Annotated in this window: 12 protein-coding genes; 4 read left to right on the top strand and 8 right to left on the bottom strand. The window is 64.7% G+C overall.

The features are described from left to right. Positions 1–7: 7 nt before the first annotated feature. Complete coding sequence (locus E1809_RS13650; protein WP_133204782.1) at positions 8–508, top strand: DinB family protein; 501 nt, start codon at positions 8–10, stop codon at positions 506–508. 7 nt (positions 509–515) lie between these two features. Here the strand turns inward: E1809_RS13650 and E1809_RS13645 are convergent, their stop codons facing one another. After that, positions 516–1,457: an aminodeoxychorismate lyase gene (locus E1809_RS13645; RefSeq protein ID WP_133204781.1), complete on the bottom strand. Its 942-nt coding sequence runs from the start codon at positions 1,455–1,457 to the stop codon at positions 516–518. Positions 1,458–1,611: 154 nt separating this feature from the next. On the opposite strand from E1809_RS13645, the gene cls reads away from it, so the two are divergent. The 3 genes from cls to E1809_RS13630 all read left to right on the top strand — a co-directional run bounded on the left by cls (position 1,612) and on the right by E1809_RS13630 (position 5,937). Then, on the top strand, positions 1,612–3,084 hold the full coding sequence (gene cls / locus E1809_RS13640; protein ID WP_133204780.1) for a cardiolipin synthase: 1,473 nt from the start codon (positions 1,612–1,614) through the stop codon (positions 3,082–3,084). 61 nt (positions 3,085–3,145) lie between these two features. Then, entirely contained in the window at positions 3,146–4,243 is a 1,098-nt protein-coding gene (locus E1809_RS13635; protein WP_205754187.1) for an NAD(P)/FAD-dependent oxidoreductase, read from the top strand. 113 nt (positions 4,244–4,356) lie between these two features. Then, positions 4,357–5,937: an NCS1 family nucleobase:cation symporter-1 gene (locus tag E1809_RS13630; protein WP_133204779.1), complete on the top strand. Its 1,581-nt coding sequence runs from the start codon at positions 4,357–4,359 to the stop codon at positions 5,935–5,937. On the opposite strand, the gene pabB is transcribed toward E1809_RS13630, so the two are convergent. The 7 genes from pabB to uriH form a co-directional block, all read right to left on the bottom strand. Further along, on the bottom strand, positions 5,934–8,024 hold the full coding sequence (gene pabB, locus E1809_RS13625) for an aminodeoxychorismate synthase component I (protein WP_133204778.1): 2,091 nt from the start codon (positions 8,022–8,024) through the stop codon (positions 5,934–5,936). The genes E1809_RS13630 and pabB overlap by 4 nt on opposite strands. After that, positions 8,021–8,587: a low molecular weight protein-tyrosine-phosphatase gene (locus E1809_RS13620; RefSeq protein ID WP_133204777.1), complete on the bottom strand. Its 567-nt coding sequence runs from the start codon at positions 8,585–8,587 to the stop codon at positions 8,021–8,023. Before E1809_RS13620 ends, pabB begins: the two co-directional genes overlap by 4 nt. A 121-nt stretch (positions 8,588–8,708) precedes the next feature. Then, positions 8,709–10,301, bottom strand: a complete 1,593-nt coding sequence (locus tag E1809_RS13615; RefSeq protein WP_133204776.1) for an ABC transporter permease — start codon at positions 10,299–10,301, stop codon at positions 8,709–8,711. Next, a complete protein-coding gene (locus E1809_RS13610; RefSeq protein WP_133204775.1) occupies positions 10,298–11,257 on the bottom strand; it encodes an ABC transporter ATP-binding protein in 960 nt (319 codons plus the stop codon). The genes E1809_RS13615 and E1809_RS13610 overlap by 4 nt, the downstream gene beginning before the upstream one ends. 43 nt (positions 11,258–11,300) lie before the next feature. Continuing rightward, entirely contained in the window at positions 11,301–12,239 is a 939-nt protein-coding gene (locus tag E1809_RS13605) for a ribokinase (protein ID WP_133204774.1), read from the bottom strand. After that, complete coding sequence (gene uriT / locus E1809_RS13600; protein ID WP_133204773.1) at positions 12,236–13,663, bottom strand: uridine transporter UriT; 1,428 nt, start codon at positions 13,661–13,663, stop codon at positions 12,236–12,238. The genes E1809_RS13605 and uriT overlap by 4 nt, the downstream gene beginning before the upstream one ends. Next, complete coding sequence (uriH, locus tag E1809_RS13595; RefSeq protein WP_133204772.1) at positions 13,664–14,731, bottom strand: uridine-preferring nucleoside hydrolase UriH; 1,068 nt, start codon at positions 14,729–14,731, stop codon at positions 13,664–13,666. Between the last annotated feature and the right edge of the window lie 37 nt (positions 14,732–14,768).

The following is a 14,768-nucleotide window of genomic DNA, read 5'->3' as shown; positions in this document are numbered from 1 at the left end:
TCCACCCATGCCTTCCCTTCCCGCGAGCAATGTGGACGATTTCATCAACCAGCCGATCCGTGCCCAATTCGAAGCCTTTATCGACCAGCATCGACGCGCCCTCAACGACTGCCTGAACGGTCTGACGGAGGAAGAAGCCCGGAGATCGTTGGTGTCTTCCCGAACCACTTTGCTGGGCTTGGTGAAGCACGCGACCTTCGTGGAGAAAGTCTGGTTCGACGAAGCGGTCACGTGCCGCTCCCGGGCTGAAATCGGCATCCCCGCGACGCCGGACGAATCGTTCATCCTCGAGGACGGCGATACCGTCGCCGGCATCCAGTCGGCGCACCGCGAGGCGTGCGAAGCGTCCCGGCTTGCCACCAGCTCATTGGGCCTGGACGACCTCCTTGAAGGAAACCGGCGCGGGCCGCTCCCGCTGCGGTGGGTCTACCTCCACGTCTTGCGCGAACTGGCTCAACACTGCGGGCACGCCGATATCCTGCGGGAGCAAATCACCCGCCCAAAGTAACTCGCTTCTACTCGATGCCCGCGAACAGTTCGTTGAGTTCGGCCGTGAGCTGCTTACGCAGGGCCGGGGTGCCGATTTCCTTGCCGTCGATGTGGTTCACCGGCGCGATCAAGCGAATGCTCGAGATGAGCCACACGGCGTCGGCGTCGAACAAATCGTCCGGGATCAGCGGGCCATAGCCGAGTTCCCAGCCTGCCGCCTTCGCCTTGGCGAAGAGCGCGTCCTGGGAGGTCCCGGGAAGGATTCCGCTGTCCAGTTGGGGAGTGATGAGGCGCTTGACGGTGCGCGCAGACCCCGCGCCGTCGTCGAGCGTTTCAACGTGCGCCAGCAGCACGGTGGACGTTGGCCCTTCCAAGACGCGACCGTCTGTGGAGGTGAAGATGGCATCATCGGCGCCCTGTTTGTGCGCGTAGCGCAGCGCCGCCATGTTGACGGCGTAGGAAAGCGTCTTTGCGCCGAGCAGCAGCCAGGGCGCGCGCTCACTCGCCTCGGTGTCGAAACCGCGGTCCAGGAGTACGACGTCGATACCCGTCTCGCGCTGCCGGCGACTGCCCGCGGGGGACGGCGAGGCTTGGATCCAGCAGGTGGGAGAGGCCGCGCCTTCTACGCCGCGGGTCACGAGGAGCTTGACGACCACTTCGTCCTCGGCCGGGCTCGGAGCGGGGTATGCCTCGCGGAATTCGGCGATCGCGGTGCCGATCGCTCGGCGCCAGGTGTCCTGCTCCGGGATGTTGAGGTCCAGTGCGCGCGCCGAACTGCCGAGCCTGTTGAGGTGGGCCTGCATCTTCCTCGCCTTGCCCCCGACGGCGAGGAGCGACTCGAACACGCCGTCGCCGCGCGTGGCACCCAAATCCGTGGCCATGAGCTGGGGTTGGCTCGAATCGGCGACACGGCCGTTTTCAAACGCGGGATCGAGGAAAACGAGGACCGTAGGAGCAGGAAGAGTCATGCTTCCAGCTTAGTGCGGCTCCCCCTCCCGAGTTTGTGTACAGATAATGCCCTTATTCGGGCGTTTTAAGGGCGTGAGGTGTACACAAACTCGAGTTGGTTGCGGGGCGGATAGGCTGGGCAGAACTTAGTTCTTTGACCGTGGGGGTTGTCGAGTGCTTTTCCCGTTTCAACTCGGGATCGAATGGACATGGCTGCTCAGTGCGTGGGCCATCGTCGAAATTGCCCTGCGCATCGTGCTGTTGGGCATCATCCCGGGAAACCGCCGGCCCACCACGGCTATGGCCTGGCTCCTGGCGGTCTTCCTCGTCCCCTCCGTCGGCTTCGTGTTGTTTCTCTTGTTCGGCAATTTTCGCCTGTCCCGCCGTCGTCGGGAACAACAAGAGCAAGTCAACGAGAGGGTGCGGGCCGGAATCTCGGCGCTCGCCGCCGTCGTGAGCAAATATTCCGGGCCCGAATGGGTGACCTCGGCGGGTGAACTGAACCGGCGGCTCGGTTCGCTTCCCATGGTGGACGGAAATTCCGTCGAGCTGATTCCCGGCTACGGGGAATCGCTCAAGGCAATGGCGGAGGCCGTGCGGCGTGCGGAAAACTTCGTCAACGCGGAGTTTTACATCATGAGCAGCGATTCGGTCACGGACGAATTGCTCACCGAATTGGAAAACGCGGCAGCGCGTGGAGTCACAGTCCGGCTCTTGTTCGACCACATCGGGACACTCCGGATCCGCGGTTACCGCAGGCTCGTCCGCAGGCTCAAGCGTGGGCACATCCAGTGGCGGCGCATGCTGCCGCTACTTCCCATCCACGGCCAGTGGCGGCGTCCGGACCTGCGGAACCACCGGAAAATCCTGGTGATCGACGGCAACGTCGCCTTCACGGGTTCGCAGAACCTGATCGAACCTTCGTACAACAACCCGAAGCACCGCCGGGCCGGGCGCAAATGGGTGGAGCTCATGGCGCGGTTGGAGGGACCCATCGTGACCACCCTCAACGTGGTGTTTGCCACCGATTGGCTCAGCGAAACGGACGAATCCCTCGAAAGCCAATTACAGATTCCCGCCCAACCGACGCCGGGGCGCATGACGGCCCAAGTCGTCCCCAGCGGGCCCGGATTCGCCACGGAAAACAACCTGCGTTTGTTCAATACCCTGATCTATTCGGCCCAGCACAGGATCTCGATTTGCAGTCCGTATTTCGTCCCCGACGATTCGCTTCTGTACGCGATTACGACGGCGGCGCAACGTGGCGTCGAGGTCGAACTTTTCGTCTCGGAAAAGGGGGACCAGTTCCTCGTGGACCATGCCCAGCGCTCGTACTACGAGGCGCTTCTGGAGGCAGGGGTACGGATTTACTTGTATCGCGCCCCGTATGTACTGCACGCCAAGCACTTCACCATCGACGACGAAGTGGCGGTCCTCGGCTCCAGCAACATGGACATGCGCTCGTTTTCGCTCAACATGGAGGTGTCCGTGATGCTCCTCGGTGCCAAGGCCGTGGACAAAATGCGTTCGGTGGAATCTGCGTACCGCGAGATGTGCCGCGAGCTGACCCTCAATGCCTGGACCCACCGGCCGATGCTCGCCAAATACGTGGACAACGTGGCCCGATTGACGGCAACGCTGCAATAGTCGGGAAATGATTGCCTGGCCGAACTTGTTGTCATCGGTATGGGACAAAGGACGGCATGCCATGAATGAGCACATCGTGAAGCCGACGGTTGTGGTGGTCGGCGGAGGCTACGGCGGGATCGGCGTTGCAAAGGCACTCGACGAGGCGGCCGACGTCGTACTCGTGGAACCCAAGGACGCATTCGTGCACAACATCGCGGCACTCCGTTCGGTGGTCCAACCGGACTTCCTTCCGCGGATGTTCCTGCCTTACGACCACCTTTTGAAGAACGGCACCGTGCTCCGGGACCGGGCAACCAGGGTGGACGGCCATACGGTCGAACTGGCTTCGGGGACCCGCCTCACGCCGGACTACCTCGTCTTGGCGAGCGGATCCAGCTACCCGTTCCCCGCGAAGAGCGACCAATCGGCCACGGTCGACGCCGTCGCGAAGTATCAAGCCGCGCATGACAACCTCAAACGGGCGGACAGCGTCATGCTTTTGGGCGCCGGTGCGGTTGGCCTTGAATTCGCCGGCGAGATCGCCGCGGCGTGGCCGGACAAGGACATCGTGCTTGTGGACGTGGCGCCGGACATCCTGCCGGGGCCCTATGACCCGAGGCTGCGCGAAGAAATCACCAGGCAGTTGGACGAACTCGGGATCCGGCGAAACCTCGGTAGTCCGCTGGTTCAGCCGGCCCCGACGCGGGCCGGAGAATTCGGCCGGTTCACCGTCGCTACAAGCGACGGTACGGTGATTGAGGCCGACATTTGGTTCCGCTGCTACGGCATCGCGCCCCAGACAGACTATGTGGCGGGCGAGCTCTTGGCTGCGCGGACCCACGACGGATACCTCGAGGTCACGCCCGAACTCCGCGTGGCGGGCTTCGACAATGTTTACGCCCTCGGCGACATCTCGAACATCGACGTCAACAAGGCCGGCGTGGCAGGCCGCCAAGCCGCAGTGGTCGCCACCAATATCCAGGCCCAAATCAACGGTTCCGGAGAGCTGGCGGAGTGGTCGCCGTCGCGCCCGGTGATTATCCTCCCCTTGGGTCCGCGCGGCGGTTCGGGGCAACTGCCCGACGGCGAAATCGCCAGTTCCGAGGCGATCTCCAGGATCAAGGGCCAAGACATGATGGTGGACCGATACGTGCAGATGCTGAACCTCGGGGGATGAGCAATCGAGCGTCGCCACCCAAAGAGCCCACCGCCGTCGGGGTCTTTCCTTCCCGGTGTAATGGGGCGATTCTGTAAGCAAAGCCTGCATCGGAGGAATTGTTCGGAGGCATCATGGCCCGGAAAAACCAGACCCAAGCTACGCAGGATCGTCCCGAGCCCGGCGAGGAATATCCAGAAAAGGTCCGGATCCTGGCCGAAGGTCGACTTGTCAGCGATCGGCTATGGAACGCGGACCTCGCTCCGGCCAGGCAACGCAATTGGCGGGTCAGGAGCCTCTTCGCCCTCTGGATGTGCGATGTCCACAGCATCGCCGGGTACACGTTCGCCGCAGGGCTCTTCATTACCGGGCTCGTGGGATGGCAAGTGTTCCTGGCACTCGTGGTGGGCATTACCTTGGTGTACTTCCTCATGAACTTCGCCGGGACCGCGGGGCAGAAGACCGGTGTCCCGTACCCGGTCCTCGCGCGGATGTCGTTCGGGCTGTTCGGCGCCAACCTCGCTGCCTTGATCCGGGCGCTGATTGCCATTGCCTGGTATGGCATCCAGACCTGGCTCGCGTCCGAAGCCGTGTTGGTCCTGGTGTTTTCCGTCTGGCCCCAACTGACGCCCCTCGACGGCCAGGACGCACCTCACATCCTCGGCCTGACGCCGCTCGGCTGGGCAGCGTTCCTGGTCCTGTGGGCGGTCCAATTGCTGGTGATCCGCCGCGGCATGGAGACGGTCCGGAAATTCCAGGACTGGGCTGGCCCGGCGATTTGGGTGGCCATGTTCGCGCTCGCGGTGTACATCCTGACCCAGGCAGGCGACAAATTCAGCCTCTCGATTCCCGGAGTCGCGCCCCTCGACGGCCCCGCCGCGGTGACGCAGTTCTTCTCGGCCATCGCCTTGACCGTCACGTACTTTGCTGCGCTGCTCCTGAACTTCTGCGACTTCTCCCGCTTCTCGCCGGACCGCCGGACCATCCTGCGTGGCAACTTCCTGGGCCTTCCCGTGAACTTCATCGCCTTTGCCCTGGTGACGGTGGTTGTCACGGCCGGTGCTGCGTCCTACTTCACCAAGGACCAGTACCAAGGACAGGACATGTTCAAGGTCATCACCGATCCCGTGGCGATTGTCCAGGCGATCAGGAATCCGTGGATCACCATCATCGCCGCCGTGACTTTCGTGGTGGCGACCATCGGCATCAACGTCGTGGCCAACTTCGTTTCGGCTTCCTATGACCTCGCAAACGTGGCGCCGCACCGGATCGATTTCCGCCGCGGCGGCCTCATCAGCGCACTCCTCGCGATCGTGATCCTGCCGTGGAACCTCTTCAGCAGCCCGGTGGTCATCGTGTACTTCCTCGGCGGACTGGGTGCGCTCCTTGGTCCGTTGTTCGGCGTCATCTTCACGGATTTCTTCCGCATCCGGCACCAGCGCTGCAAGGTTTCGGACCTGTACCACGAGGACGAGAAGGGCCTTTACTTCTATACGAAGGGCTGGAACCTCAAGGCGGTGGCCGCTTTGGTGCCGGCTGCCGTCGTCGCGGGCATTTTGGCGCTGGTTCCGGCGCTGCAGACGTTCCTGCCGGGAGGCTCGGGCCTGGGCCCGTACTCATGGTTCGTCGGGGCGATTATCTCCAGCCTCATCTACTACGCGATCACGCACAACGATGTCCGGACAATCCGAGCCCGGACCGAAGAACACGACTAGGGGGAGGGGAATTCCGCGCCGAGGGCCGAGAGTACGCCGAATGCCTTGGTCCGGATTTCCTCGTACTCCTCGAAAGGCCGGGAATCCGCGGTGATGGCGCCCCCGACGCCGAGGCTCAAGGTCCGGCCGCCGTCGCCGTCGGGACTCATCACCAGGGTCCGGATCACGACGGCGAGATCGGTCGCCGCGTTGAGCGAAAAGTAGCCGATCGCACCGGAGTAAACCCCGCGCGGACCCGACTCCAGCTCGTCGAGGATATCCATGGTGCTGATCTTCGGCGCCCCAGTCATGGAGCCGGCGGGGAACGCCGCCGCCACCGCCTCGGCTCGCGGAGCGCCGGGGCGCAAGCGGGCGTCGATGGTGCTCACCATTTGGTGCACCGTCGCGTAGCTTTCCACCGCGCACAGCCGGCTCACCGTGACCGAGCCCGGGACAGCGAAATGGCTGAGGTCGTTGCGGAGGAGGTCCACGATCATGATGTTCTCGGCACGGTCCTTGACCGAGTTTTCAAGCGCCCACCGCAGCGCTTCGTCGATGCCCGGATCGGACGCCCTGGCCCGGGTCCCCTTGATCGGTTCGGCCCGCATGGCGCCGTCGGACGTCATCCTCAGGAATCGCTCGGGAGACGTGCTGGCCACCACCAGCTCACCGAACCTCAGGTAGCTCGCGAACGGTGCCGGGTTGCGGCGGCGCAGCGCGAGGTAGCTTTGCCACGGATCCAGCCCGGGATCCACGGCGCTCACTGTGGTGGTCAGGCAGACTTCGTAGGTGTTGCCCTCGGTGATCTGTGCCTGCGCGTCGCCGATCTTCACCTTGTATTCGTCTTCGGTATCGCGGCTCGCGAATTCGGGCACCAAACCGTGTTGCCCGACGGCGGGATCCCCGGCCGGGTGGTCTTGCCGGCCGCCCGCTTCGGGCGCCGGAGTCCGGGCGGCCGAGTGCACGGCTTCCTGGGCGAGCTCCAACCATTCGTCGGCATCGGGAGCTTCGAGGGCAAGCAACCACACGACGTTGTCGCGGTGGTCGATCACTGCGGCACGGCCGGCGAAAAGCAACGCGGCATCCGGGGTTGTTGAGTGGACGTCGTTGCCGCCGGTCTCCCGCTTGAGCTCGTAGCCAAGGTAGCCGAGCCAGCCGAGCGTGAATTCGCACTCGTAGCCTTCCGGCGCCCTGAGTGCCTTTCGTCCCCACACGGTGTCCAGCCAGCGGAAGAAGGGACCGGTGGTCTCCACAGTGGCGCAACCGGCGCTGAGCCGGGTGGCACCCCAACTGTGCAGGACCGATTGGCCGAACGATCCGCCGTCGTCCGCCAGGATGCTGAAGCGGCTGCGCTCGGCGGCGTTCGCGATCTCGGGGTTGGCGTAGGCGCTCGCGTCGGAGGCCGCGTTCGAGGAATCGAGCCAGACGGCGTTGGCCGATTCGCCGTACAGGGTATGGAAGAGCTCGGCGGCGCAGGGGGCGGCGTCGAGGCGTTCGGCCCGGAGCTGCAAACCGCGGCGTGCCGAGAGTTCGGGGGCCAGTACGGGGGAGAGCGCGGGAAGGTAGTTCAGCGCCTGCAGGACATCTTCAGGCGCATGGCCGTCGGCCCGGTTGAGGACGTGGATGTCGGCGTTATCCAGGACGTCGTCGGCATCCAGCCACTCGTCTTCCTGCGCCGCCCATGTGTCCCAATAGGGCTCGTAGCTGCTGCCGTCCCGGACCAGGGCGCGACTCTTGCGGTCGTCGTCCGGAGCGTCCACCCAGATCACAGCGTCCAGCATGGGCCGCGCGGTGTCGGCAGCCGCGCCGACGCCTTCCACGATCACGATCTCGGCGGGCAAGGTCACGTGGGTCCGGCCGTCGTAGTGGTTGGCCCAGTCCCAACTCACCCATTCCGCGGCGTCACCCTGCCGTAGCGGCGAAAGGACCGTGGTGACGTACCGCTCGATTCCCGCCGCAAGCCCGTTCCAGCCGGGATAGATGTCCTCGAGGTGGAATAGCGACACCTTGTGATGCATGCGGAGTCGGGCGGCGAGTTCGACGGCGAGGGTTGTCTTTCCCGCGCCGGAACGGCCATCGATGGCGATGATCACAGGTGCTGGGGTCATGAAATAGAGCGTACCTGCTGCGGGTCGAGTAGCTGTCCGGCGCCCTGCTGCCGTTCGGCGATGACGCTCCTGGCGTGCGCGACAATGCCGGGGACAGCCGCGCTGATCAGGTTCCACGTAATGTCGAAATCGTCGTGGCCGCCGTACCAAGGATCCTCGATGCCCAGGTCCAGCGTGCTCCGGCCGGCCGCCGAGGGGTCGAAGCTGCGCAACATCCGGATCTTGCCGAGGGCTTCGGAGTCCGGGGCGGCTTCATGGAGCCAGCCGTAATGGTCGACGTCGAGGGCCAGGATCAGGTCCCGCTCGCGGAACCACTCGGGCCGCCAGCTCCGGGCGATATGCTTCCCGGACCGAATGCGGTTGGCGGTCAGGACCCGGGCCGCGCGCGGATCGATGGGATGCCCGACCTCGTACGAAGTAGTCCCCGCGGAGTCCACAACCACAGCGCCACCCAGCCCTCCGGCGTCGAACGCTTCGGTCAACATCAGCTCAGCCATGGGGGAGCGGCAGATGTTTCCCGTGCAGACGGTGATGATGCGGTATGGGCTCGACGCTGAGTACATGCAGCAAGCATGAGGGATCCCACCCCGTCTTGGCTAGTCGAACGGGTAGTTGCCGGAAGAATTTGTAAAGACGCTGGCGAAGGAGTAAAAGCGGCGCGGCCTCAAATGCCCGCGAACGGCCTTAAGTGCACACCAAATCCCGACGCCGGTACCCGTCAAGGCCGGCAGCGACCAGGGCCGCTGCGATCACCAGGCTCCACCAGGCCGCACCCCAATCGGTGCCATCCGAAAACACGTGGGGCACCACGTGGAAAGGGCTCGTGTCCATCAACCATTCCGGAACTTTCAACACCTGTCCGAAGAACGTCAGGAGCAGCCAGTAGACCAGGAGGAGCCAAGCGAGCGAGCGTAGTTGCGGGGCCCACCCGACCAGGGCCACCGCGAATCCGACGGCGAGCCAAATGGCCGGGAGCTCGGCAATCCCCTGCAGGACGACCTTCCAGACGTCGAGCGGCGAGCCCGAAATATTGGAAGCGATCCCCAAGGCCAGCGAACAGAGGATCATTCCCGCGGCGGGCGCGGCGACCGACACTACGACGGTCGGGGCGACATGGCTCAGCCGCGACAGCGGCGCCGACAAGACCCATTCCGACCGGCGCTCCTCCTCTTCAGCATAGAAGCGCAAGGCGAGTTGGATGCCCACCACTGCCCCGATGATTCCCAGGAGCAGCACCAGGACTTCAACGAATGCGTACGCCAATTGCTCCTCCGTGGCCACACGGAACGCGATCATTTGCTTGACGAACGGATTGCTGGCGAACACGCTGCTCAATGCCCCGGTGACCAGTCCGAACACCGAGCCGAGGATCAAGAGGTTCACGCCCCACGTCCACAAGGGGAGCCGGTTCAGCTTGGCTGTCAGACCCCACATGCCGACTCGGCCGCGTGCAGGACCCGGCCTCGTGGGGATGAGCCCGAGGCCGAAGTCGCGTTGCGAGGAGAGCCACGCCGCCCACAACGCCAGGCCGATGCTTGCCACAAGCAAGAGCAGGAAAGGCCAAGGGTTGTTTTCGGCGGACGGCCGGATGCGCTCCGCCCATCCCATGGGGCTGAACCAGAGGATCCAGTCCGCGCCGGGGAACGTGTCGCCGAGCCCGCGCACAAGGTAGGAGATGCCGAGCACCGTTGCCGCGAGCGTGTTGGCGACGCGTGCCACCGAGCCCAATTGGGCCGTCACCGCAGCGACGCCGGCGAACACGAATCCGGTGCCCGTCAGCATGCTTCCGAGGGCATACGCGGACGACGGCGGCGCACCGGCAAATGCCAACGTGACGGCCACCAGGACACCCACCGCGGCGGAAGCAAGCCATGCGAGAACGAGAGCCGAGGCAAGCCGTGCGTGCCGGCCGACGACGCCGGAGTCCAGCAGTTCTGCTTGTCCGTTGTCCTCGGTCGCCCTCGTGTGCCGGGTTACCGTCAGTATCGCCATGAGGGCAGCGAAGAACATGCCGAACATCTGGATTCGCCAAGTAGTGAAACCGATCGCCGTGCTGAGGTCCGTCGCTGGCCCGAAGAGGAGCGAGAAGGCCGGATTGGCGGACAGCGTCGATTGGAGCACCACCGCATCAGCCTGCGATGGAAACAGCGACGGATACGCCGAAAAGGCAATCAAGGGGAACACCGCGAAGATGAGCAGCCACGGGAGCAGCTTCCGGAAGTCCAGGCCGATCGCGTGCCGGAGCAGGGGCCCGGTTCCCGTCAGCGCCTGGATCATTCCGCGCGCCTGCGGCCGTGCCTGTCGAAGAACGATGGAGCCATCTGTTCGTCGTCGTGCTCCACGGACAGGTCGGACGGGTCGCCGTAATGCTGGAGGAACAAATCCTCAAGGCTCGGCGGCGAAACCGTGAGCGCCGACATTCCATGGTGGGAAAGGACGCTCATCGCATCCCCGAGGTTCTCCGAGTCCACGCTGAAATGCACGCGGTGCCCTTCAATCCGCAGGTCAGCGATGCCGGGAAGGGTGGTCAGGAGGGCCGCGTTGCCGTCGATCGTCGCGGAAACGTTGGTGCGGGCGCGGGAACGCATCTGCTCGAGGCTGCCCGTCTCCACCACTTTGCCCTTGCGGATGATGCTGATGCGGTCCGCGAGGGCTTCCACTTCGGCGAGGATGTGGCTCGAAAGCAGGACGCTGCGGCCCAACGACCGCTCCCAGCGGATTTCTTCCCGGAAAGTGGCTTCCATGAGGGGGTCGAGGCCCGAGGTGGGCTCGTCGAGGATCAGGAGTTCGGCGTTGGAGGACAAGGCGGCAATGATGGCAACCTTCTGCCGGTTTCCCTTTGAATAGGTGTGTCCGCGCTTTGTCGGATCCAGTTCGAGGGCTTCCAGCAATTCATCGCAACGTTTGTCGTCCAAGCCCCCGCGGAGCCTGCCCAGAAGGTCGATCGCCTCGCCGCCGGTAAGGCTGGGCCACAGGCTCACATCACCGGGGACGTAGGCCATGCGCCGGTGAAGCGGAACCACATCGCGCCAAGGATCCGCCCCCAGGACCTTCACCGTTCCAGCATCTGCCCGGAGGAGGCCTAGCAGGATCCTGAGCGTTGTTGATTTGCCCGCGCCGTTCGGGCCGAGGAAGCCGTGGACTTCGCCTTCCTCGACCCCAAGGTCCAGTCCGTCCAGGGCCTTGAACCGACCGAACGATTTCACGAGCCCGGAGATGCTGACGGCACTCATGGACAGAGCTTACCCCCGGGCCGTCCGGGCGGACAGGGGCAGGCTAGGACCGGTGCCGAACTACATCTTCGACGCCGGGATAGGCCGCCTGGGTGCCTTTCCTGGTGGTCGCCAGAGCTGCGGCGACGGAGGCGAACGCCGCTGCCTCGGCGAGGGACTCTCCCGCGGCAAGGCGGGCAGCCACAGCACCCGTGAAGGCGTCGCCGGCTCCGGTGGTATCCACGGCCTGGACCTCTGTGGGCGCGATCCGGACCACCTGTTCTCCCGTTGCGGCTTGCGAATCCAAGACCACCGAGCCTTGCGAGCCGAGGGTAACCAGGACCCGCTCCAAACCACGGTCCGCGAACTGGCTGCGTACGCCCTCCCACTCGCTCGCGGGCGCCGTCGGGAGGGGCATCTCGGCCTCGCCCAGGAACAGGGAAGCCTCGTGCGCGTTGACCAGCAGCACGTCGCTCAAGGCCGCGAGGCTTTCCGGTATTTCCGCGTATGGCGAGAGGTTCAGCAGGACTGTCGCGCCGGCGTCGTGCGCTGTTTTGGCGGCCGCCTCGACAGTCTCCAGGGCCACCTCGAGGCACAGGCACAGGACCGAGGCGCCGTCGAAGGCTTCAGTTGTTACGTCCGCGGGTGCGAGGGTGCCGTTGGCGCCGGCCGAAATGATGATGTTGTTCTCGCCGTGTTCGTCCACCGCGATCACCGCGACGCCGGTGGCTACCTCCCCGGAACGGCGGACGCGGGAGACATCCACTCCCGCGCCTTCCGTGGAAGCGATGAGCATGTCCCCGTTCGGGTCCTTCCCGACGGCGCCAATGAGGCTGACATCGCCGCCCAACTTGCTTGCCGCGACAGCCTGGTTGGCGCTTTTGCCGCCCGGGTTGACGGAGAAGCCGTTGCCGTGGACGGTTTCGCCCGGGAGCGGGAGGCGCTCGCAATAGATGGTCAGGTCGGCATTCAGGGAGCCGACGACGACGATCCGGCCGTTCACTTCGCTACCTCGGCTTCCAGCGGCTTGGGAATCAGGAGCGACGCCGCAAACGCGGCGACCGTGATGACCAAGCCGACGATGACGTCGGTCAAGTAGGACGTCTTGACGTCGCCCGCCGCGGTGGTGGCCACGAGGACGGCGGGCAACACGAGGAAGCTCAAGCCCGCGCCGAGGTTGAATGCCCCCGCGTTCATGCCGGGCAGGAAGCCGGGGTTGCCGGCAGGGGAGAGGACGACGCCGAGTCCGTTGAGCATGATGTTGACCGTACCGGCGTACATGATGCCGAGCAAGGCGGTTCCAACGATCATGAGCGGCAGGCTGTTGAGGCCGAAGAACGCGATGAACGCCAAGGCCGCGATGCTGCCGATCATGCCGATGCGAAGGACCTTCGTGTAGCCGAGGACCGGTGCGAGCCGGCCGCTGATCGGCCCGAAGACCCAGCCGAGGAGGGCGTAAGGGGTGAGGATCATGAGGGACATTTCGGTGGGGCCGACGCCGAACCCGGGTGCTGAGGCCTGGACGTAGGCGGGCACGATTCCGTTGATGACGGCGAAGATGCCCGTCATGGCAAGGGTGGTGGTAAGGAGCGGTGCCCACGTGGAGCGCTGGCGCAAGTGGACGGTTTCCACCATCGGTTGCTTGGCCCGCGTCTCGGTCTTCCAGAAGGCGGCGAACGCCACCACAGCTACAATGATCAGTCCGATCGAGAGCATCAGAGTGCTGGCCGAGTAGCCGCTGACCAGCTTGGATCCTTCGTTGAGGGCCGTCAGGAGGGCGCCGACTGCCACCACGATGAAGAACACGCCCCACCAGTCCATGGTGGTGCCGGCCGCCGGCTTGCTTTCGTCGGCCAGGAACGCAATCAGGGCCGTGGCGATGAGGGCGAGGCCGACCATGAGCCAGAAGATGCTGCGGAAGCCGAAGTGTTCGGCGAAGTAGCCGCCCACGAAGGAGTCAACGCCAGCCACGCCGCCGTTGACGGCGGTGATGAGGCCCATCAATGCGCCGTACTTACGGGGATTGTCGACGGCGGAGCGCAGCATGATGAGGCACAGCGGCACCGTGGGACCACTGACGCCCTGGATGATGCGGCCCACGAAAAGCCATGTGACGTCCGGGGCGAGCGCCGCGATGACGGAACCCGCGGCCATCAGGATCATCATGCCGACGAGGATCTTCTTGCGGCCCACGATATCGCTGAGCCTCGGCAGGAAAAGGGAGAACAAGGCGGCGGCGGTGAAGAACCACGTCTGCGAGAGCCCGATCACGGCCTGGTCCGTGTGCAGTTCGTTGCCCATGGTGACCAGGGCGGGGCTGAGCATGGACGCGTTGAGCTGGAACGCCACGCATGCTGCGAGGAGTGCGACCATCAATGCCGTGACGTTGCCGCGGCTGGTTTTGCTGGTGTTGGTCAAGGTGGTCATCTACTTCGCCTCTCCCGCGATGCTGCCCGCTACGGCGGGTTCGAGAACTTCGCCGGCGGCAGCTCCGCCGTCGTGCGCTTGTGTGTCCGGCTCGCCTGGTTCAACTGGCTCGCCGATCCGGATGATCGCGTCGGTGACGAGGTTCCAGAACTTTTCGTGGTCGAGGTCCACGGCCACGGAGGTGTGGCAGTCCGCCGGGGCGGGGGCGCGGAAGTCCGCGACAGTCATGCCAAGGGTGAGCTTGCCTTGCAGTTCGATGTCGACGGGGACTTTGCGCGTGGTCATCACACTGGGATCGATGACGTAGGCAACGGCGCAGGGGTCGTGGACCGGCGGGTAGTCGAAACCCTGGGCATCCTTGTAGGTCTTGGTGAAGAACTCCATGAGTTCCATGACGAACTTGGCAGGCTTGGTGCCGATGGCGGCGATCTTCCCGACAACTTCGGGGGTAGCGAGCGCCTGGTGCGTGAGGTCCAGGCCGACCATCACAACGGGCCACTTTTCGTTGAAGACGATGTGCGCGGCCTCGGGGTCGATGATGATGTTGAATTCGGCGACGGCGCTCCAGTTGCCCACGTGGTAGCCGCCGCCCATGAGGACGACTTCCTTGACGCGTTCGACGATGCGCGGCTCCTTGCGTGCTGCCATCGCGATGTTGGTCAGTCCCGCCGTCGGGACGAGGGTCACGGTGCCCGGCTCGTGCGCCATGACGGTCTCAATGATGAGGTCGACGGCGTGCCTCGGGTCCAGCTCGATGGCGGACTCCGGCTGGTCCGGGCCGTCCATGCCGGTCTCGCCGTGGATGTCCGGTGCGGTTTCGATGGAACGGACCAGCGGCCGATCGCAACCGGCGGCGAAGGGAACACCAGTGATGCCAGCGATGGTTCCGACGGAAAGGGCGTTGCGCGTGACTTTTTCGAGCGTCTGGTTGCCGACGACGGTGGTCACCGCGAGCAACTCGATGTCCGGATTTCCGTGCGCCAGCAAGAGGGCAACGGCGTCGTCATGCCCGGGGTCACAGTCCAGGATGATCTTCTTGCGTTCACGGGTCATGGTGTTGGGATCCATGGTCATCTCCACGTCATTGGGGCCTGCCGAAGTTTTT

This window comes from Arthrobacter terricola, from assembly GCF_004354015.1.
GTDB lineage: Bacteria > Actinomycetota > Actinomycetes > Actinomycetales > Micrococcaceae > Arthrobacter > Arthrobacter terricola.
Note: the sequence above shows the minus strand (reverse complement) of the source record. Positions and strands in the feature narration are given on the sequence as shown.

Excerpts from the sequence above, each read along its gene's own strand:
- E1809_RS13650 (WP_133204782.1), top strand. The coding sequence starts at position 8 with ATGCCTTCCCTTCCCGCGAGCAATGTGGACGATTTCATCAACCAGCCG.
- E1809_RS13645 (WP_133204781.1), bottom strand. The coding sequence starts at position 1,457 with ATGACTCTTCCTGCTCCTACGGTCCTCGTTTTCCTCGATCCCGCGTTT.
- E1809_RS13635 (WP_205754187.1), top strand. The coding sequence starts at position 3,146 with ATGAATGAGCACATCGTGAAGCCGACGGTTGTGGTGGTCGGCGGAGGC.
- E1809_RS13630 (WP_133204779.1), top strand. The coding sequence starts at position 4,357 with ATGGCCCGGAAAAACCAGACCCAAGCTACGCAGGATCGTCCCGAGCCC.
- pabB (WP_133204778.1), bottom strand. The coding sequence starts at position 8,024 with ATGACCCCAGCACCTGTGATCATCGCCATCGATGGCCGTTCCGGCGCG.
- E1809_RS13620 (WP_133204777.1), bottom strand. The coding sequence starts at position 8,587 with ATGTACTCAGCGTCGAGCCCATACCGCATCATCACCGTCTGCACGGGA.
- E1809_RS13615 (WP_133204776.1), bottom strand. The coding sequence starts at position 10,301 with ATGATCCAGGCGCTGACGGGAACCGGGCCCCTGCTCCGGCACGCGATC.
- E1809_RS13610 (WP_133204775.1), bottom strand. The coding sequence starts at position 11,257 with ATGAGTGCCGTCAGCATCTCCGGGCTCGTGAAATCGTTCGGTCGGTTC.
- uriT (WP_133204773.1), bottom strand. The coding sequence starts at position 13,663 with ATGACCACCTTGACCAACACCAGCAAAACCAGCCGCGGCAACGTCACG.
- uriH (WP_133204772.1), bottom strand. The coding sequence starts at position 14,731 with ATGGATCCCAACACCATGACCCGTGAACGCAAGAAGATCATCCTGGAC.